The organism is Sphingobacterium sp. SRCM116780 (genome assembly GCF_021442025.1).
In the GTDB taxonomy this organism is placed as follows: domain Bacteria; phylum Bacteroidota; class Bacteroidia; order Sphingobacteriales; family Sphingobacteriaceae; genus Sphingobacterium.
On sequence record NZ_CP090446.1, the window covers coordinates 2,395,440 to 2,416,256 of the forward strand.

General features: G+C 36.7%; 11 protein-coding genes. 4 read left to right on the forward strand and 7 right to left on the reverse strand.

What is annotated here, in order from left to right:
• Positions 1-11 precede the first annotated feature (11 nt).
• From LZQ00_RS10370 to LZQ00_RS10385, 4 genes are all read right to left on the reverse strand, one after another.
• A complete protein-coding gene (locus LZQ00_RS10370) occupies positions 12-1,730 on the reverse strand; it encodes a RagB/SusD family nutrient uptake outer membrane protein (protein WP_234509213.1) in 1,719 nt (572 codons plus the stop codon).
• A gap of 18 nt (positions 1,731-1,748) precedes the next feature.
• Complete coding sequence (locus tag LZQ00_RS10375; protein ID WP_234509214.1) at positions 1,749-4,835, reverse strand: SusC/RagA family TonB-linked outer membrane protein; 3,087 nt, start codon at positions 4,833-4,835, stop codon at positions 1,749-1,751.
• 161 nt (positions 4,836-4,996) lie between these two features.
• Positions 4,997-5,926, reverse strand: a complete 930-nt coding sequence (locus LZQ00_RS10380; RefSeq protein WP_234509215.1) for a carbohydrate kinase family protein — start codon at positions 5,924-5,926, stop codon at positions 4,997-4,999.
• 11 nt (positions 5,927-5,937) lie between these two features.
• Complete coding sequence (locus LZQ00_RS10385) at positions 5,938-7,266, reverse strand: sugar porter family MFS transporter (RefSeq protein ID WP_234509216.1); 1,329 nt, start codon at positions 7,264-7,266, stop codon at positions 5,938-5,940.
• Between the two features lie 289 nt (positions 7,267-7,555).
• On the opposite strand from LZQ00_RS10385, the gene LZQ00_RS10390 reads away from it, so the two are divergent.
• The gene (locus tag LZQ00_RS10390) at positions 7,556-10,327 is read left to right on the forward strand and encodes a substrate-binding domain-containing protein (protein WP_411028066.1); all 2,772 of its coding nucleotides are present in this window, start codon (positions 7,556-7,558) and stop codon (positions 10,325-10,327) included.
• Here the strand turns inward: LZQ00_RS10390 and LZQ00_RS18525 are convergent.
• Both LZQ00_RS18525 and LZQ00_RS10395 read right to left on the reverse strand, forming a co-directional pair.
• Positions 10,274-10,585 carry a PDDEXK nuclease domain-containing protein gene (locus LZQ00_RS18525; protein WP_411028052.1) on the reverse strand — a complete coding sequence of 104 codons (312 nt, stop codon included), beginning with the start codon at positions 10,583-10,585 and terminating at the stop codon, positions 10,274-10,276. The genes LZQ00_RS10390 and LZQ00_RS18525 overlap by 54 nt on opposite strands.
• A 215-nt stretch (positions 10,586-10,800) precedes the next feature.
• Entirely contained in the window at positions 10,801-11,646 is an 846-nt protein-coding gene (locus LZQ00_RS10395; RefSeq protein WP_234509218.1) for an AraC family transcriptional regulator, read from the reverse strand.
• An 88-nt stretch (positions 11,647-11,734) separates the two neighbouring features.
• Between LZQ00_RS10395 and LZQ00_RS10400 the strand changes: the two genes are divergently transcribed.
• The gene (locus LZQ00_RS10400) at positions 11,735-12,922 is read left to right on the forward strand and encodes an MFS transporter (protein ID WP_234509219.1); all 1,188 of its coding nucleotides are present in this window, start codon (positions 11,735-11,737) and stop codon (positions 12,920-12,922) included.
• A 105-nt stretch (positions 12,923-13,027) separates the two neighbouring features.
• Here the strand turns inward: LZQ00_RS10400 and mnmE are convergent, their stop codons facing one another.
• Positions 13,028-14,404, reverse strand: a complete 1,377-nt coding sequence (mnmE, locus tag LZQ00_RS10405; protein ID WP_234509220.1) for a tRNA uridine-5-carboxymethylaminomethyl(34) synthesis GTPase MnmE — start codon at positions 14,402-14,404, stop codon at positions 13,028-13,030.
• An 81-nt stretch (positions 14,405-14,485) separates the two neighbouring features.
• On the opposite strand from mnmE, the gene LZQ00_RS10410 reads away from it, so the two are divergent.
• Together LZQ00_RS10410 and LZQ00_RS10415 are read left to right on the forward strand one after the other, a co-directional pair.
• Positions 14,486-17,383, forward strand: a complete 2,898-nt coding sequence (locus tag LZQ00_RS10410; RefSeq protein WP_234509221.1) for a transcriptional regulator — start codon at positions 14,486-14,488, stop codon at positions 17,381-17,383.
• Between the two features lie 385 nt (positions 17,384-17,768).
• Positions 17,769-20,810, forward strand: coding sequence for a SusC/RagA family TonB-linked outer membrane protein (locus LZQ00_RS10415; RefSeq protein ID WP_234509222.1), 3,042 nt, complete (start codon positions 17,769-17,771; stop codon positions 20,808-20,810).
• Positions 20,811-20,817: the final 7 nt, after the last annotated feature.

The following is a 20,817-nucleotide window of genomic DNA, read 5'->3' on the forward strand; positions in this document are numbered from 1 at the left end:
TGTTAATAGTATTACCAGCCATTATTCTGTTTATATACACCTCCACTAAAGTTAATCTGATTTAATGGGATTGGAAAATATTCATCTCTTCCTTGCGTAAATTTTGCATCGGCAAGATGAGAAACCCTTGATTTCTCTGTTGTAAAATATGCATTCATCGTTTGAGAAGCAATGCCCCATCTTACTAAATCAAAGAAATGATAGCCTTCTGTAGCAAACTCCAGTCTTCTTTCAAATCGAAGGGCCTGTCTGGCGTAATCCTGAGTCCAGGTACAGTTAACCCCTGGTTGATAAAGCTGTACATTATAGTTAGAAGTCGGAGTTCCATTGGCATTTTTTAATAATGCTTTACTTGCATTAGATCTATTTCTAATCTGATTGATAAGCGGAACGGCTTCTATAAATCGTCCTAATTCTATCAATGCCTCAGCTTTCCATAACAATACATCTGCATAACGAATAATTTCCCAGTTTTTTGAACTGCCAATAAAAGGTGGGATTTTTTGAAAAGATGGATCATCTGGAAGAACTGCTTCTTTCATACTGGCAAAAGCACCGTATATGGCAGGAGCACGTGCCCAAGAACGTGCAAAAATAAAAGTAGGTTTATATTTGAATGGTGCACCAGGTTTTGCAACTGTATGGTCTAAACGTGGGTCAAACGAGCTGGTTTGAAAATCCAACGCTGCTGCTACATCCGTATTATTGTAAGTCGTAAATTGTGGTAATCCATTTGCGTCAGTTTTAAAGGCATTGATTAAATCATGACTTGGAACATTAAAACCGCAGCAACCATATTCTGAGTTCATCGGATAGTTCAGCGCATGTCCATAGTCTAACCGACCTTTAGGTGTACCATCATCTTTCGAGTACTGGATGGCAAAAACAGATTCAGTACTATTTTCTGAAGAGGCAAGGAAGTTATTTGCGAAATCTAAACTCAAATTAAATTTACCAGAAGCAATAATTTCATCGCATAAAGCATTAACCTCGTTTAATTTAGCTGCATCAACACTGCTTACTGCATTGGTTTCATTTTGGGTATAAGCCTGATAAAGAAGCACTTTTGCCAAGTAAGCTTTTGCAGAAAACTTATTCACTCTACCTTTATCTGTTTGATCTACAGGTAAATTAGCCGCCGCAGCTCTAAAGTCATCTGCAATTTTATTCCATAGCGTATCATTACTCAGTGCCTTGTTTGAAATCGTTGGATAATCAGTCTTTGGTACATTCTGATCAATATAAGGCACATATTTGAACAAAATTTTCAAAAGAAAATAGAAGTGTCCTCTTAAAAACCTAAGTTCTGCTTGGCGTTGCATTTTATTAGGATAATCACTTTCAGGAATTGCATCCACTCTTCTCAAAGCATCATTAGCTCTTCCTACACCAACATACAATCTAAACCAAAGTTGGTCAATTAATGCATTATCTGGTCTGTTTAGAGAGAATGTTTCAAATAAATGGAACTCGGAAAGATCGCCAGGTCCATCCCCACCCTTATAGGTATCGCCTCCACGAACACTTCCATAAGACCACATACTCGAATATGGCGAGGTGTAGTGATCGTTTCCTAATGCTGAATAAGCGGCAATCACCATTTTATCAATATTTTCAGGGGTATTTAAGTCATCTCCTGAAGCTACGCCCTGCGCAGGTTCATCAAGAGTTTTTTGACACGAACATAATATCGTGCAAAAAAGTGTTAGCATATAGAATATCCTTTTCATCTTAATAACGAATATATTTTACAGTGTAATATTTAGTCCAATAGTTCCAACAACTGGTACTGGAAATCCATAATTTGGAATTTCTGGATCAGTTCCGGTAAAGGATTTGCTCTTAATCGTAAATAAATTGCTTCCCTGAGCAAAAACCCTAAAGTTTTGAATTTTCATATTGAATGCTTTTTTTAGGTTGTAGCCAATTTGTAGGTTTCGTAATTTTAGGTAAGAGCCGTTTTCAATGAAATAAGTAGAAAATCTACCTTCATTATTCCTATCAACAAGCGTTAATGCCGGAATAGTTGAACCTGGGTTAGATGGAGACCATGCTTCTAACGTTCTACTTCCCCAGTTAGTTCCTGTCCACAAAGAAGAGAAATCGGTATAGGTTTTAAATTCATTTACTACGTCAACATGGATAGCCTGAAGAAAAAAGCTCATATCAAAGTTCTTATAAGTTAATGAAACATTAAGGCCGTAGGTAAATTTTGGACTGTTACTTCCTATAAAATCCCGATCAAGATCGTTAACTACCCCATCATTGTTCAAATCTTTATACTTGATGCGGCCAAGTCCTTTACCTGGTTGGTTAGCATAAGCATCTACTTCTGCCTGCGAGGTAAACAATCCATCTGCGATGTAACCAAAATAAGAATTGATTGGTCTTCCTAATACATTTTTATCGGAACCATTACCTGGATAAGAAGCCAAAACATCTTTAGGCAAATAAGTTACTTGATTTCTATAAAGCGAAAAATTACCAGTTAAACTAAAGCTAAGGTCATTTCCAATCTTATCTTCATAGGTAAGAATGGCATCAAGCCCCTTATTTTGTAATGACGCTCCATTACTATACTGATTGCCACCATCTCCCAATACAGCAAGATAAGCTGGACTAATTAGAATATCAGAAGTTTTTTTAATGAAATAATCTACTGAACCCGTAACTTTATTGCTCAAAAGGCCAAAATCAATACCAAAGTTAGATTCGCTTAACGATTCCCATTTCAGGTTATCATTACCTTGTTGAATAAGTTTAAATCCTGATGGAAGTTGTCCGGTACCCGCACCACTAATATCATAGGCGGTACCTTGGTCGAAATCCCATGTCGGGTCTGTACCATAAATTGCTGAATAAAGTGAAAGAGGTGCATTATTTGGTATTTCCTGATTTCCAGAACGTCCCCATCCATACCTTAATTTTAAATCAGAGAATAATCCAAGATCCTTAATAAATTTTTCTTCGCTGGCTCTCCATCCTAATGAAAAAGCCGGAAATGTTCCATAGCGGTTTTCTTTACCAAAACGTGATGAACCATCTCTTCTCAAAGTTACTGATGCAATATATCTATCGTTATAGCTGTAATTAACCTTTCCAAAATAAGAAAGTAAAGTATTACCAGCACCGCTACCACCATTTAAAGTATTGGTTGAACCTGCATTTAAATAGGCATAATCAATGTTTTCTAAGGCTAATCCTTGTTTGCTGGCAGAAAATTCCTGATTAATATTTTTGATATATTCCTGGCCCAGTAATACCTCAACATTATGGTTATTTTTGACAATTTTATAATTTAATGTATTTTGCCAGATTACATTTCCTTGATAGTTTTGTGAATTGGTTACCTGATTTGCTGGATCAACCAAAAAACCTGAAGCATAAGACTTTTTCAACAAACGCTGATAGGTACCATTATAGTCTATACCAAAATTTGTCCTGAAACTTAAGTTAGGAATAATCTGATAATCGGCGTATGCATTTCCTAATACTCTGAAAAATTTCATTTTATTCTGAGCATTATCTTCAATTAGCCTAACTGGGTTTTGTCTGTCAGTCATCCCAGCAGCAGGACCACCCCATCCACCAGAAACTGTATGTACAGGAACAATCGGCTGTTGAACCAACGAAGCAAATAAAATATCACTGGTAGGAATAAGCGCATTCTTGATATAACTTGCGGAGAAATTCTCGCCGACTTTTAACTTGTTATTCAAATAATTATAATCCGAATTAAATCTAGCTGTATATTTTTGACTTCTTGATCCTTTCACTATCCCTTGGTTATCATAATATCCCATTGAAAAAAGAGTATTTCCTTTCTCGCCACCATTAGATAATGCAACATCATAAGATTGAATAATAGAATTTTGTGCAATTTCATCAAACCAATGCGTATCTGCTGGTTTCATTGTTTTTGCACCATCAATATATTCCGGAAAAATTACGCGGTTAAGTATCGGATTGTCAACATTATTATTCCAGTCATACTGATAAATCTGATTGTTGTTTGGGTTAGCTTTATCATTTACTGCTGCCTGCCAGTATGCCCTGCCTCTTTCTTCAGCATTTAATGTTTTAAGTTTGGTTGCATAGCCCTGTAAAGAGGTTGATGCATTAAAATCAATTTTAGAAAAACCTTTCTTTGCTTTTTTGGTAGTGACAATAATTACACCATTTGCAGCTCTTGAACCATATATGGTGGCAGATGATGCATCTTTTAACACTTGGATTGATTCAATGTCGTTTTGATTTAGCTGATCCATACCACTTTTCGTAGGCACTCCATCAATAACATATAAAGGGTCGTTATTACCCAAGGTTCCAATTCCACGAATCCTTACCGTAGCCGCCCCTGTTGGTGAGCCATCAGTTGTAATTAACACACCAGGAACCCTTCCCTGAAGTGATTTTATAGGATTACCAGAAGGAATATCCTTAATTTTTGATACATCAACAACATTTACCGCTCCTGTTATATCTTTCTTGCGTTCTTTCTGATAACCGGTTACCACAACCTCTTCCAGGTTTTTAGAATCCGGTTCTAAAGTAATATCGATTTTTGTTTTATTGTTTACTGTAATTTCCTGAGTAAGAAATCCGATATGAGAAATGATCAATATGGGATTATTACCTGAAACACTTAGGGAATATTGACCCTGGTCATTAGTACTGGCGCCGATTTTGGTTCCTTTGAGCAAAATTCCTACACCAGTCAATGTCTCTCCTTTGTTGTCTTTTACCGACCCGGTAACGGTTATGTTGTTTTGTGCGTTCAGGTTCTGATAAAAGAGGCACGTTATCAGGAGTATTAGAAAATAGCTTATTTTCATTTCCTTGTTATAATTTAGTTGTGAAAGGTAAGATGTGACAGTTGTAGCAACGTCATATCCTTATTTGGTTAGTTTGAGCGCTAAAATTTCCCTCATGTTAGGGTGGCAAAGTACCTTCTTTGTTCATATTAATTGATTAAGTTTATAATTGGTTGGTTTATTTATAATGATGAAATTTCTGATGTGAACCATTTGCGTTCCCAGATAAATCTGTCAAAATCAAACTTTGAATATTCGGGACAAGCTCCCGACTGGGATGTGATAAACGCCCCCATTGCTACTGCATAATCTAAGGTTACTTCCAGCGGCTCACCTGCAAGCTTCATGGCTAGGAATGCGGCCAGAAAAGAATCTCCGCTTCCTATCGTATCAGCGACACTAATCGTATATGCTGGATATTGATAAATCAGGTTTCTCGTGTAATAGGTTGCACCTTGCGATCCCTTGGTAATCAGAATTTCCTTCATTCCAAACTTGCTGAAAATGGCAGCAATGCAATCCAGTTCCCTAGAATAGGAAATCCCGCTCCAATCCGAGATCATGTGCAGCTCAGTAGCATTTATTTTAACCATATCAGCGCATTTAAGCAACTCTGACACCAATTCAGGACTATAGTGTGGTATTCTTAAATTCACGTCAAAAACTTTGTACTGTGCATGCGCAAGCATTTTAAACAAGGTTGAGCGAGAAGCTTCATTTCTAGAACCCAAACTTCCAAATACAAATGTGTCGGATGATTTGATCAAGCCTTCCATTTCATCTTCCCACCTGATATAATCCCAGGCAACAGGCGCTACAATCTCATAACTTACTTCATTTTCCTCGCTGATAGTAGCCAGTACCTGGCTGGTTTCATGCTGATCGTCTGTCTGTATCCATTCGGTTTTTATGCCGATCTTGTTCAGGAACTCCAATAGCTCTTTGCCCGGTTTATCATTGCCAATACTGCTGATCAAATGACTTTGCAGTCCTAACTTATGCAAGTGGTAGGCTACATTCATTGGTGCACCACCTGGTCTTTTGCCATCCAGAAGATTATCCCAAAGGATTTCACCGAAGCATACCACTGATTTTTTTGTTGATAAATTCATATCTTCGATAGCTAATGCATGATTATATTCGTTCCTATCTGTTCCAAGGATTTACCTTTGGTTTCAGGCATCAGTTTCCATACAAAAATCAGCTGGAGCACCATCATTGCTGCGAAGAAGAAAAATGTCGTTGCTCCTCCTAAGGTTTCCGCTAAATATGGAAAACAAAATGCGATAATCGCCGCCATGATCCAGTGGGTTGAGCTACCAAGGGTTTGTCCTTTTGCACGAACTGAATTGGGGAAGATTTCGGATATGAAAACCCAGATTACCGCACCTTGAGAGAAAGCAAAAAATGCGATAAAAAGCATCATGTAAGCAGGAATTGCGAAGCCAGAAAAATTCTCTGTATAAAAAGTAAATCCAACAAGAAAAAGGGAAGCGATTAATCCAAAGGAACCTACCAGCATCAATACTCTTCTACCGACCCTGTCAATACAATTAATGGCGATTAATGTAAAAATGAAATTGATCATCCCGATCCCTACGGTTGAAAGCAAAGAGGAATGTGCACCAAGCCCAGCCATTTCAAAAATTCGGGGTGCATAATAAATGATAGCATTGATCCCAGAAACCTGATTGAAAAAAGCAAATAATATAGCCAACATCACTGGAGTTTTGTATTTACGGGAGAATAGATTTTCATCATTCCCTGATGTCGATTTTAAAGCTGAATTTTGAATAGCTGTCAATTCTTCTTCACAATTAAGTGGATTGATAACTTTAAGTATTTTCAAAGCAACTTCAGTAGCTCCTTTTTTTAACACCAACCATCTCGGACTTTCGGGGATGAAATAGATCAGCACCAGAAACAGTAAAGAAGGGAATGCCTGAACACCCAACATCCATCGCCATGAGGACTCTCCAATCTGACTGATGAGGTAATTGGACAGGTAAGAAATCAGAATGCCTAAAACAACATTGAACTGAAATAAACCTACTAATCTTCCTCTTTTATGCGCAGGAGAAATTTCTGATATATATATGGGTGCTGTGACAGAGGATATCCCGACTCCAAGTCCACCGAGGAACCTAAAAGTTAAAAAGATATGCCAGTCTGTCGCCATAGCTGTACCGATAGAGGACAATAAATAAGCTATTGCTACAAAATACAACGTGTTTTTACGACCGAAACGATCTGAAGGGCGGGAACCGATAAGAGAACCAATTACAGTTCCTATAAGTGCTATAGATATGGTAAATCCATGTTCAAACGATGAAAGCTGCCAAAACTGCTGGATTGATTTTTCTGCACCAGAGATAACTGCCGTATCGAATCCAAAAAGAAAGCCTCCAAGGGCTACGACCATGGACCACGCCAGGACGGAATATTTTTTCATACTCAAAATTTATAATTGGTTTATGATTGCAAATTAGAGCACCCCTTGGATGAAAAACATCAAAATCATTTCTAAAAACTACAAATTTCAACAATCAAACAAAGCATTGAAAACAAGACACTTGCACATAACTAAAAAGAATAAAAATTTCAGACTTTCAATTTTGAATCACAAAAGCTCAGGTTTTGATACATGCAAGCCGAGGATTTGAAGGGTGCTGGTCAGACCTTATTTCACTTATAGCAACCTTTTCTATATATTTAAATGAAATTCCAAAATGAATTCCACAATGAAAACCATCTATAATCGACTTAACAACATTACGTTATTATTTTTTTTCTGCTTCTTACTCTCAGGATGTGAAAAGCAAAAGGAGAATCCGTCCTATAGAATTGGTTTTTCTCAGTGTGTTGGTTCAGATCTTTGGCGAAGAACGATGCTCGAAGAAATAAAAATGGAACTTTCTTTACATCAGGATGCGGAACTGACCTATGCAGATGCGAATGGCAGTAGTAAACTTCAAGAGAAACAGACGCGCGAAATGATCAATGAAGGGATTGACATTCTGATTATATCCCCAAATGAGGCTCAGCCCCTAACCCCCATCGTAGAGGAAGCATATAACAAGGGCATACCTGTAATTATTATTGATCGGAAGACAGCCTCTACAGCCTATACCGCTTATGTGGGTGCAGACAATTTCCAAATAGGAAAAATGGCAGGCGAGTATGTGGGAGAAATACTTAAAGGAAAAGGAAACATCGTTGAAGTTATGGGACTTCCTGGTTCCTCTCCCACAATTGAGCGGCAGCGAGGATTCAATGAAGGCTTGAAAAAGTATCCAGGCATTAGCGTTACAAATCAGGTTTATGGAAACTGGTTAAAAAAAGATACGGAGGAGGAGCTAGCTAAAATCAAAGATTCCTTAATAAATATAGATGCCGTTTTTGCACATAATGACCAGATGGCTTCTGGAAGCAGAAAAATTTTGAATAACCTCCAGTTGAAAAAACAGATCAAAGTAATTGGGATTGATGCATTACCGGGAAAAGGAGGAGGTTTGGAAATGGTAAGCAGTAAAGTTTTAACAGCTAGTGTGCTGTATCCGACAGGAGGTAAAGAGGCTATTACCACCGCTTTTAAAATCCTAAACAAAGAATCCTTTTCTAAAGAAAATATTTTACAGTCCCTTGTCATTGATTCAACAAATGTTGATCTTATGAAACTCCAATGGAACAAATTCACTAGTCAGCAGAAAGATATTGAACGCCAGGGAAGTTTACTGAAAGGGCAAAAGAAACTTTTTAAAAACCAACAGATCGTACTTAATATAATAGTAATAACCCTTGTGCTTTCAGTGGTTTTTGGAGGTCTTGCGCTCTACGCCTTGTTAGAAAACAGAAAGATCAATAAAAACCTGGAGGCAAATAATATTGAAATATTAAATCAGCGCAACCAACTGATTGAAATGTCAAGTAAAGCAGAGGCAGCTACAGAGGCTAAACTGAACTTTTTCACGAATATGTCTCATGAGTTCCGAACTCCCCTTACCTTAATTTTATCCCCTCTTGAAGATCTTATACAGAACGAAAAGATCAAGTCAGTGGCAGAAAAAAAACTGAACCTTATTCACAAAAATGTCTATCGACTGCTTAAACTCATCAATCAACTCATTGACTATCGGAAAATAGAACATAATAAAATGCGCTTGAGTGTTTCTCAGACCAATATTGTCAGTTTTGTAAATGATATTCTGGAGAGCTTTCAATATAACGCGAGAAAGAAAAATATCGATATCAGACTGATCACAGATGCCCAGGAGATCAAAGTATGGTTGGATGTCAACATGCTGGACAAAGTAATATTCAATCTATTGTCTAATGCGTTAAAATTTACTCCAGCCAATGAGATCATTTACGTGGAAATCACTCATGGTTCAGAATCAGTAGTTCTCTCCGTGAAGGATAATGGACCAGGAATCGCGGCAGAGGAGATTGAACATGTATTCGACCATTTTTATCAAGCGCATACGAATGCTGCAAAAGGCTCGGGGCTTGGTTTATCCTTATCCAAGGAACTGATGACACTTCATCATGGTAACATTACAGTTGAAAGCACAAAAATCCAGGGAACGAAGTTCAGCATTCGACTTCAATTGGGGGATGCTCACTTTAGTGAACAGGAAAAATTGAGAGGAAAAGTTAACAAAGACGTGCTTTATGAAGATGCTAAAATCTATACAACTGGACTTAGTGATATAAATGAGATTAGAAACTTGGATTCATTGACAACAATAAAACAGGAATCGGTATTAATTATTGAGGATAATCATGATCTGCTGAATTATCTGGGTAATAAGTTTGAAGAGGACTATGAAGTTTTCTTAGCGGACACAGGTGAAAAAGGCATAGCTTCAGCATACGAACAAGTACCTGACCTGATCATATCAGATCTGGTACTTCCTGAATTGTCAGGACGTTCGATCACTGAAAAACTGAAATCCGATATTCGGACCTCACATATTCCAATTATACTATTATCTGCCCATGGCAGCCTGGAGCAACAAATTAACGGCATGGAAAGTATGGCTGATGCTTATATTGTAAAGCCATTTAATTACGACTATCTAGTAGCAACCGTAAAGAGCTTGTTAAAGAACCGTTACCTACTCAAAAGCCATTATGTTAGTGATATAAGCAGTTCGGGGAAGCAACCGATTTCTAAAAGTCTGGACAAAAAATTCATAAATGACTTTGCAGGAATAGTAGAACAAAATCTTTCTAACGAAAATTTTAGTGTTGATGAGATCAGTAAAGAAATAGGCATCTCCAGAGTTCAGTTGTACAGGAAAGTTAAAGCCCTACTGGATTGCAGTGTAGCTGATTATATCATGAACAGGAGGTTGAAAAAAGCAAAATACTTACTAATTAATGAAAGATATAGCATAGCAGAAATCACGTATATGGTTGGTTTTTCTTCCCCAAATTACTTCTCTACAGTTTTTAAATCAAAATATGGGATGCGACCGAGTGAATTTAAAAAAAATCAGATATCTCCCTAGTAACTCCCAAATAGAAACTTTTACCGGTTCCATGTTTAGCCTACGATGATAGAATAGAAGCTTGATATAATAATCTCTATTATCAATATTGATATGCTTTTGACGAGCCATGAAAGCAAAATCACTCCTCAATTCTACAATAAAATATTGTAATTCAACAATGATAGATGTTTCGAAATCTTTTTCAGAATACATATCTGATAAATCTAGAAAATAAGGGTCATGACAATCACTTTTCCAACTTACACATCTCCACATAAAACCATCTTTTAAACAAAGCTTCCATATAAATGATCGCTTGTTTTTAAAGCAGTTTATCTCTTACTTCCCGATACTAAAAGTGAACCTCATTGAGTAACAATTGATACAAATTTACTAAATACAATGGATGGTCTAAAGTCAAAAACAAACTCAAATTATCTTCAAAACAAGAACAATACATGTTTAAATGTCTAGTACCGGGAGTATGATGGTTATACCAGTGCTTTAAGTCCTTTCATCTTTTTGAACTCTGTCAAACTAACATGGTGCCGTTTTTTAAAAAACTTATTGAGGTGGCTTTCATCTGAAAAACCGAACTCAGTCACAATTTCATTCACCCGCATATCGCTGAATAGCAGCCGATGTTCAATCAATCTCATTTTATAGTTCAATATATACTGCTGAATCGTTTCCCCGCTTTGCTTTTTAAAATAACTGCCAAGATAGGTTTCTGAAAATCCATATTTCCGAGATATTGCAGAGATCTTCAACAATGATGGATCATGGATGTTTCCCTGAATATAATCAATAATATCAATTACTCTTTTGTCCGTATTGGAAGTAACATTCTCCGCTCTCATCTTTGAAATATTCCTTGCTGCGATCACGATCAATGCATTTACATAATGCAAGGTCAGTTCCTGCTGGTAAAGGTCTGGATTATTTAGACCGTGGAGCAGCGATGTTATGATTGAATCAACCAAAACAACATCAGGTTTATTCTGCAAAATACAGCCAGACAAAAAGGAAGCACCATAAAGTAGACATTCCATCGAATTAATACTGTTCCACTTGTATTCCTTTACATAACGTTCACTGAATTTCACCAGCAAAAGTTCTGTATTTTCACAAATTTCCAAATAGTGATGGTCATTTGGAGTCAGGAGAATTAAGCTGCCTTTACTGAAAGAAGCAATATTGTTGTTTATCTTAAGGAATCCTTTTCCAGAAATAACATATACAATTTGGAAAAAGGAGAACTGGCTATCTTTTAAGGGGCAGCTGGTCGTCTGATGGTATTCAACCTTTACCAATTGATCTATATTCTCTGTTCTCATAAGGTAAAAATACCCAATTATCATTAAAATATACTGATTTTTTACAATTTTTCTGTTCAAATTTGCTAAATAAAAATTTTAAACATTAATGAAAACATCAATCTACATCTTAGCACTGGGAGCGTTTGGCATCATTACCACTGAATTTGGAATAGTCGGCATTCTACCGACTATTAGTCGGCAATTCGGCGTATCAATCGATACAGCGGGATGGCTCCTGAGTGCATTTGCGATAACTGTCGCCGTTTCTTCCCCATTTATTACTTCATATACAACCAGAATAAACCGAAAACTTTTGTTGTGCTTGGTAATGAGTATATTTGTTTTTTCTAATTTAATCTCAGCATTTTCCACAAATTTCACGACGCTTATGATTGCAAGAATATTGCCGGCGATATTGCATCCCCTATTCTGGAATATCTCCATTGCAATTGCATTCAAGGAAAAGGGAGCAAAAGGGGTTTCTACAGTCATGTTAGGATTAAGTTTAGCCACGGTACTCGGTATCCCCTTCACAACCTATGCAGTAGATCTATTCCATCATTGGCAGGCATCATTTTTCCTTAATAGCGCTATCAGTTTGATTGCCTTTATTGGTCTATTGTTCTTTATACCCTCTATTCCCGCAGATCGTACAAAATCTGCCAAGAATCAACTAGAGGTGTTGAAAAGTCCTCTATTATGGCTTAATCTGATTGCTAGCATAGCTACACTAGCGGCAATGTTTGCCAGTTACACCTATCTTACTGCTTACCTCGAACAAATTACAAAGATGGATGGTGCACAGATCAGTTTGATGCTCCTTCTTTTCGGAGGAATGGGGACTCTAGGGAATTGGCTCATGGGAATCGCATTGAATCGCAATGTAATGTTGACTGCAAGACTGTTTTTAATGCTCTTAATGACGGTACAGATTCTAGCCTATTATCTTGGGGGGATTTTTACTCCTATGGTCATCATCGTCTCGCTTTGGGGAATGATCCATACTGGAGGATTTCTGGTTTCAAATATCCGAACAACACAATCTGTTCCACATCATGCATTAGAATTTGTAAATAGTTTACTGACTTCATCCTTTAATATTGGAATTTCATTAGGTGCATTTCTCGGAGGATTAGTTAGTGCTTATTATGGCGTTCAGTATGTTTTATGGGTAAGTATTTTGCTGCTGACAGTTACATTTATTCTGAGCTTTGTGACCTTTCCGAAAAATATCACAGAAAACGAAAAGACAAATCAATTGAAACATGTAGCATCTGCATGTGAACATGGCTAAGCACTTTATAGCAGACGAGTTATATTTTAATAAAAAGCAACTCCTCCATTGAGATGAGTTGCTTTCTATTATTGACGAAATACTCCTTTGTTTTATTTATGAAAATTATTTTCCGATACAAAATTTCGAAAAGATATTATCCAACAAATCGTCAGTTGAGACACTGCCTGTGATCATACCTAAATGATATAAAGACTCTCGAATATCCATGGCTAAAAAGTCAGAAGTAACTGGATTATCGATACCATACAGCACACGTTCCAAAGAAGATTGGGTGTTTTGCAGCGCTTCCACATGGCGGATGTTGGTTACTAAAATATCATCTGTATTCAAATTTGCAAGATTCACTTGTTGCAATAACTCGTCTTTCAACTCTTCCACACCTACCTGCTCTTTCGCAGAGATATACAAGGGTTTCAAGACCTCATATTGTTGTTTTTGTTCAGCAGTAAGGAGATCTGATTTATTAATAATCGTCACAAAAGGAATATTTAAAACTGTAACATCCGAAATCTGTGATTGAATATCTGCTACCTGATCTTGCGTCGGATCAAATAAGTAAATAATCAAACGTGCTTGCTTCATCTTCTCTCGCGTACGCTCCACTCCTTTCGCTTCGATGACATCAATTGTTTCTCGGATTCCAGCGGTATCAATAAAGCGGAATGTGATTCCTTTAATATTGATCTCGTCTTCGATGGTATCACGTGTTGTACCCGCTATATCTGAAACAATGGCACGCTCTTCATTCAACAATGCATTCAATAGCGTGGATTTACCAACATTTGGTTTTCCTGCAATCACCACAGGGACACCATTCTTCAACACATTACCTTGTTCAAAAGAAGCAATCAGCTTATTCACCACTTGATTGATTTCTTTGATCAGCTTCTTCAACTGATCACGATTTGCAAATTCAACATCCTCTTCTGAAAAGTCTAGTTCCAATTCGATAAGAGATGCGAAATGAATCAAGTCATCACGTAATTTTTTCAATTGATTGGAGAATCCTCCTCGCATTTGTTGCATAGCGATCTGATGGGAAGCCGCAGAATTTGAAGCAATCAAATCGGCAACAGCTTCTGCCTGTGAAAGATCCATCCCTCCATTTAAAAAAGCTCGTAACGTAAACTCTCCTGCTTTTGCTGCACGTGCTCCTTTTTTAATGAGTAAACTCATCACCCGTTCAATGATGTATTTAGAATTGTGAGTCGAAATCTCCACCACATTTTCTTTGGTATAGGAATGGGGGCCTACAAATAGGGAAACCAACACTTCATCAATGATTTCTTCTCCATCACGGATAGTACCAAAATGAAGAGTATGAGAAGCTTGTTTCAACAAATTCTTACCTCGAAAAACTTGATTGGTAATTGCAATAGCATCTTTTCCCGAGAGTCGGATAACAGCAATTGCTCCACTACCACTAGCTGTGGCTAGAGCCACGATTGTTTCTTGTTCCAAAATAGCGTGTTCAGACATGCTGCAAAGATAAGGATTAAGGCTGTGTTCACTTGCAAATAAATTACAAATTGATATATTTGGTAGAATAATATATTGTAAATGCTAATTTCAAAATCCTTTACCCTAACTTTTTTTACTGCACTCCTTTTATTCTGGAGTTGTCCTTTTGCCTATAGTCAGCAGATCTCCTCATTGGAGCAACCTTGGATTCAACAATATTCCAAATTCAGTTACAAAGCTGGGAATCAAAACTGGGGTTTAGCGGTACATCCAAACGGGTTCATTTACGTCGCTAATACAGAAGGTTTGTTGGAATTTGATGGGCAATCCTGGAAGCTGTTTCCATTACCTAATAAGGGTATTATTCGGTCTGTCGCTATAGCAACTGACGGCAAAATATATACTGGTGGATATGCGGAATTTGGATATTGGGAAAGAAATGGAATTGGACCACTTAGCTACCACAGTTTAAGCCAAGAGCAAAGAAACAGTACACTACAACAAGATGAAATATGGAAAATTATTATTCAAAAAGATCAAATTCTTTTCCAATCTTTTGCTCGTATCTACCGTTTAAAAAATAAAAAAGTAACCACCTTATTGGGAAATGGTCAACCTTTTTTGTTTATCCATCATGCGAATGATAAAGTGTTCATTGAAAAAATACCAGATGGCCTATTCGAATTACAGGGAGATCAGTTTATTCCTGTACAGGGAAAAGAACTCCTCGCAAACCAACATATTTTAAGCATTCTCCCTGAAAGTAAAAACAGTTATATCATTGCGACAGCTAAGAATGGTCTTTATAAGTATCAGGATGGAATAGGAATCAGTCGGTGGAATATTCCAGCGAATAATCTCTTGTCGACAAGTCAAGTTAATAATGGGGTTTTATTGTTCAATAATTATTATGCTTATGGAACCATTCTAAGTGGATTGATCATTATCAATAAACAAGGTGATATCATCCAACATCTTAATAAACAAAATGGCTTGCAAAACAATACTGTTCTCTCCTTGATTCAAGATCGTCAGCAGCAAATATGGACAGGACTTGATAATGGAATCGACCGCATCGACATCCAGTCACCTCTTTATTATTATACCGATGTTAATGGTTCCTTAGGAACAATCTATACCGCAAAAGTATTCGAGAACAAGTTATATGTGGGTACAAATCAAGGCTTGTTCTATAGCGATTGGTCTCCCGATATGAAAAATAATAAGTTGCGATTTCAATTTGTACCGAACTCACAAGGTCAAGTATGGGATCTTTCTATCATCAATCAGCAATTGATCTGTGGACATAATGATGGAACTTTTCGAGTAAATGGCAACCAATTGGATAAAATATCGGATATCACTGGAGGATGGGTTTTAAAACAGATTCCTAATCACGCTAACTTGTTCATTCAGGCAAATTATACAGGTATCAGCTTTTTCCAGAAAGCGGGAAATGGTTTGGTATTTAAAAATCGGATCAAAAGCCTCACGAAACCCATTACACATCTGGAATATAAGGGTGGAACGGAGTTTTGGGCGACTGGATTTGAAGGATTACAATTGCTTCAATTTGACCCTTCCTATACACAGGTGGTCAAAAATAGATTATATACGAAGACTAATGCTCCTGGTCTTCAAAAAAACACACATGTTTTCAAATTGAATCAAACTTTTGTATTTACTTCCGATTTGGGTTTATTCAGGTACGATGAGTTATCGGATAAGTTTCAACCTTATTCCTTTTTAAATGAAAAGTTAGGAAGTTTTGCCTCTTCTTCTAAAATCATTCCTGCGCAAGAACAAAATTCTTATTGGTTTATGAACAAGGGTAAGCTTGCCTATGTACAATTTCAGGATCAGGCAAAAATCAGTATCGATACGAGCAGTTTGCGGGTATTGAATCATCGCATGATTAATGATTATGAATTTGTAACAGCTGTTGCTCCATCGCTGTACCTGATCAGCTTAGATAACGGATTTGCTCTTTATAATAACAAAAATAAAATACCTGCTTTTTCAAAAGGTCAAAAGCCTATTATTCGGGAATTATTAAATATTTCGCAATCCCCTGTAGCGATAAACGTCGATAAAGATGGCTTGATTGAAATTCCATTTCGAGATAATAATATTCGCATTCATTACGCGATGCCTTGGTTTAGTTCCACTCCCATTGAATTCCAATATTATTTAGAGGGTCACTCGAACGATTGGTCAGCATGGACAGAAGATTTTCAAAAAGAGTTTACCAATTTGCAACCGCAACAATATACGTTCCATGTACGCGCAAGACTTCCAAATGGGCAGATTACTGAACAAACGGATCTGACCTTTACGATCTTGTCTCCTTGGTATCAGACTTGGTGGGCTTATCTACTTTATATAGGTTTATTTTTTATCGCGTTATATTATTTTCAGAAAAAATATCAGCAGAAACTTAAAAGTCATCAAAACCTGATCCAGCGTAAGCTTGCCGAAGAACAAAGCAAATTGATCGAACAGGAAGTAAAGGAAAATGAAAAAAGAATTGTCGAATTGAAAAATGAACAACTCGAAAAGGAATTGGATAATAAAAACCGAGAACTAGCGAATTCTGCCATGAGTATTGTTTATAAGAATCAATTATTGACGAATATTCATGAAGAGCTGATGGATTTAAAAGATAAAGATGGACAGAAGTTATCGTCTGATCAACTTCGTAAGATCAGTAAGATTATAGATGAAGCGTATGATGATGATCAGGATTGGAATATTTTTGAAAAGAGTTTTGATGAGGCGCATGAAAATTTCTTTAAGAAACTAAAACAAAATCATCCTACGTTGGTACCCAATGATCTCAAACTATGTGCCTACTTACGTATGAACATGAGCAGTAAAGAAATTGCTTCTCTTTTAAATATTACCACTCGAGGTGTTGAAATAAGAAGATACCGATTACGCAAAAAATTGAATATTCCGACTGAAAAAAACCTGACAGAATTCTTACTTGAAGTATAAAAATCCGCTGTCCATCATATATGATATGTTCTAATATTTTGAACATATCATGCACTTAAACACCTCTCACATTTCTACTATACCCACAAAAAATCGTTCATTTACTACATCATTACCTCTCCTTGTCAAAAGTGTACAAAACACACTATATCTCTTTTTTTAATTGTAAACAAAAAATCACAAACAACTGAATAAAAGATATTTAATTTTAAAAAAATAAATAGATTTTAACAAAACTAAATCAAGTGTAACATTGTTGTAGTTAAATAATTGCTGTAATAAATTATACATCACATCTTTGTTACGCAGTATAAAGCATACTGCGTAACCAATTTGAATCAATTAACAAATAAATTGATAGAATTTACACACTAAACAAACACATATGAGGAAATTATTTACTTATGGACTGTTCTTGTTCATGCTGTTTTTATTCCTACCCGGATTTGCACAGCAAGCAGCGAGAATAAGCGGAAAAATTACAGATATGAGCAATGGCTCTCCAATATCCGGAGCTACTGTAGTTGTAAAAGGCAGTTCAACTGCCACGCAGTCCGATGGACAGGGTATTTTCAACATCCAAGCAAAAAGTACAGATATACTAACTGTAACTTATGTAGGATTTAAAACAAAAGAGGTTCCTGTTGGAAGTAGCACGAACCTAAACATTGCTTTAGAAAATGAATCTGCAGCATTAGAAGAGGTTGTCGTTATTGGTTATGGTACAGCAAAGAAAAGTGACCTTACCGCTCCCGTGACAAGCGTAAATGTGGAAGATTTAAACAAAAGAACCACGGCCAACCCGATGCAAGCTTTACAAGGTAGTGTTTCCGGTGTGCAGGTAGTTACTAAAGGAGCTCCTGGTAGTTCGGCTACAGTACGAGTGAGGGGTGTTGGATCTTTGAACAATGAGAACCCACTTTATGTTGTAGATGGTATGTTTGTGGACAATATCGACTTCTTAAATTCAAATGATATTGAAGATATGTCGATCTTAAAAGATGCTTCTGGAGCAGCTATTTATGGGGTACGCGCAGCCAACGGTGTGGTATTGATTACTACTAAAAAGGGAAAGATGAACATGAAAACTCGTGTGAACTATAACGGTTACGTGGGTTTCCAAAGTCCTACCAATATGTTAAAAATGGCTAATGGAAGTGAATATGCAGCTATGCAACTGTTGAAAAGAACTTCTTCTGATTCATCCCGTGTTTTATTATCAGTAGCTAAATTTGGAGGATCAGGTCTTAATCCAAGCACAAATACCGATTGGTACTCAGAATTATTAAGTAAAAATGCCCCAATGCATAGTCATGCTGTGGATATCATGGGCGGTACAGACCGTGTTAATTACTCGTTTGGTGCGAATTACTTATACCAAGATGGTGTAATGGATGCCAAAAATGATTATAAACGATACAACATCAGACTACAAACAGAAGCTAAGGCTTTTGATTGGTTGAAAGTAGGATTTACCGTGCACATGAGTAATTCTACATTATTCTCTCCTGAAAATGGCGCTTTTGTACTTGCTTATTATGCTTCTCCATTATACCCCGTGTACGATCAGACAAACAATTTGGCTTTTCCAGAAAAGTTTGCTTCTTCAACATCATTAGGTTATAATAATGGTGTTTACAATAACCCATATGCAGCGGCTTTCTATCGTTATGATCGGACAAAATCTTTTCAAGTGTTGCCATCATTTTATGCTGACGCCAATATCTGGAAAGACAAAATCACGTTCAAAACTCAATTTAGTCAAAAGTTAGCTTCGAACCAAAACTACAATTATCTTCCTGAATATTATGTTGATAATACGCAACGTTCGGCTTTATCTAAATTGGTTTCTATCCAAGACCGTTATACCAACTACATTTGGGATAATTTATTGACCTATAAAGATCAAGTGAATGATCATAGCTGGTCGGTATTGTTAGGTCAATCGGTTAGAGAAGATCGTTGGAGAAATACAAATGTATCTGCAGATAATATCCCTGCAAACGAAGAAAGCTGGTATGTCAACCAAGGAACTAAATCCGTTACTGGTTATTCTGAAGACGGTACACGTAATGCTGGATTGTCTTATTTTGCCAGAGGTACTTATGATTTTAAAAAGACATATTTGTTAACAGCGACTTTCCGTGCTGATGGAAGTTCTAAATACCAAACAAAATGGGGTTACTTCCCTTCTGTCGGTCTTGGATGGGTGTTATCTAACGAGTCCTTCTTAGCAAATTCTAGTGCAATTAATTTCTTAAAATTAAGAGGTAGCTGGGGTAAATTAGGTAATGATGGAATCACTGCAAATGCAGGTTACGCAACCTTAAATACAGGAAATGATTATTCTGGTATTTTTGGAAGTATGGGATTAGCAAATGGTGCTTACCTACCTGGATATACCATTGAAAGTCAGTTTTCTAAAATTGGATGGGAAGTTGTTGAAGAGTGGGATGCTGGTTTAGATTTTACCTTAGCAAAAAATAAATTAAAAGGTTCCTTAGACTATTATCACAGATTAACAACTGGATTGGCTTTTAATAGAACGCGCTCATTAAGAGGTGGTACGATCTATGGAAATTTCGGTGATGTTGCGAATAGCGGTTTAGAATTGAATTTATCTTGGTCTGATAAGTTTGGTGATTTGGGTTATAAAATCGGAGGTAACTTAACGACATTGAAAAATGAAGTGAAAGATCTAGGTGGCTTAGCTTACCTATCGACTGGAAAATCAGAATTCCCTACCCGTATTGAAGTTGGACAACCATTAAACTTCTTCTACGGATACGAGCAAATCGGTGTTTATCAAAATCAAGCTGAAGTAACAGCTGATCCTATTGCAGTCGCAAATAATGTTCAACCTGGATATTTTAAATACAAAGATCAAAATGGTGACAATGTATTAGATGAAAAAGATCGTGTTAATTTAGGTAGTTATTTACCAAAAGTTATGTACGGTTTCAATGTCGCATTTGATTACAAAAATTTTGACTTAGGTATTGCTTTTCAAGGTCAGTCGGGTAACAAAATCTTAAATCAAAATAGAGCATTACGTTCTAAATATACAGATATGAATGGTGATGCTGATTTTGTAACGAATCTATGGACAGGTGAAGGATCTACAAATAAATATCCTTCTGCTTATGGTACTACTCAGAATTACAATTATGCTGCTAATTCATTTTTCGTAGAGGATGGTTCTTATTTACGTATTCAAAATGTTCAACTTGGTTACAGTTTTTCTGTAGGTAAAGAGGAAAAGAAAACGGGCATTAGACTTTACATTACAGCGGATAGACCTGCAATATTTACAAAATATAACGGATTCACACCAGAGATTACGGGAACTACTGAAGGTGGTGGTTATGACAGTAATACCTACCCTATCTCATCAACATATAGTTTTGGTGTACGTGTATCTTATTAATGGTATT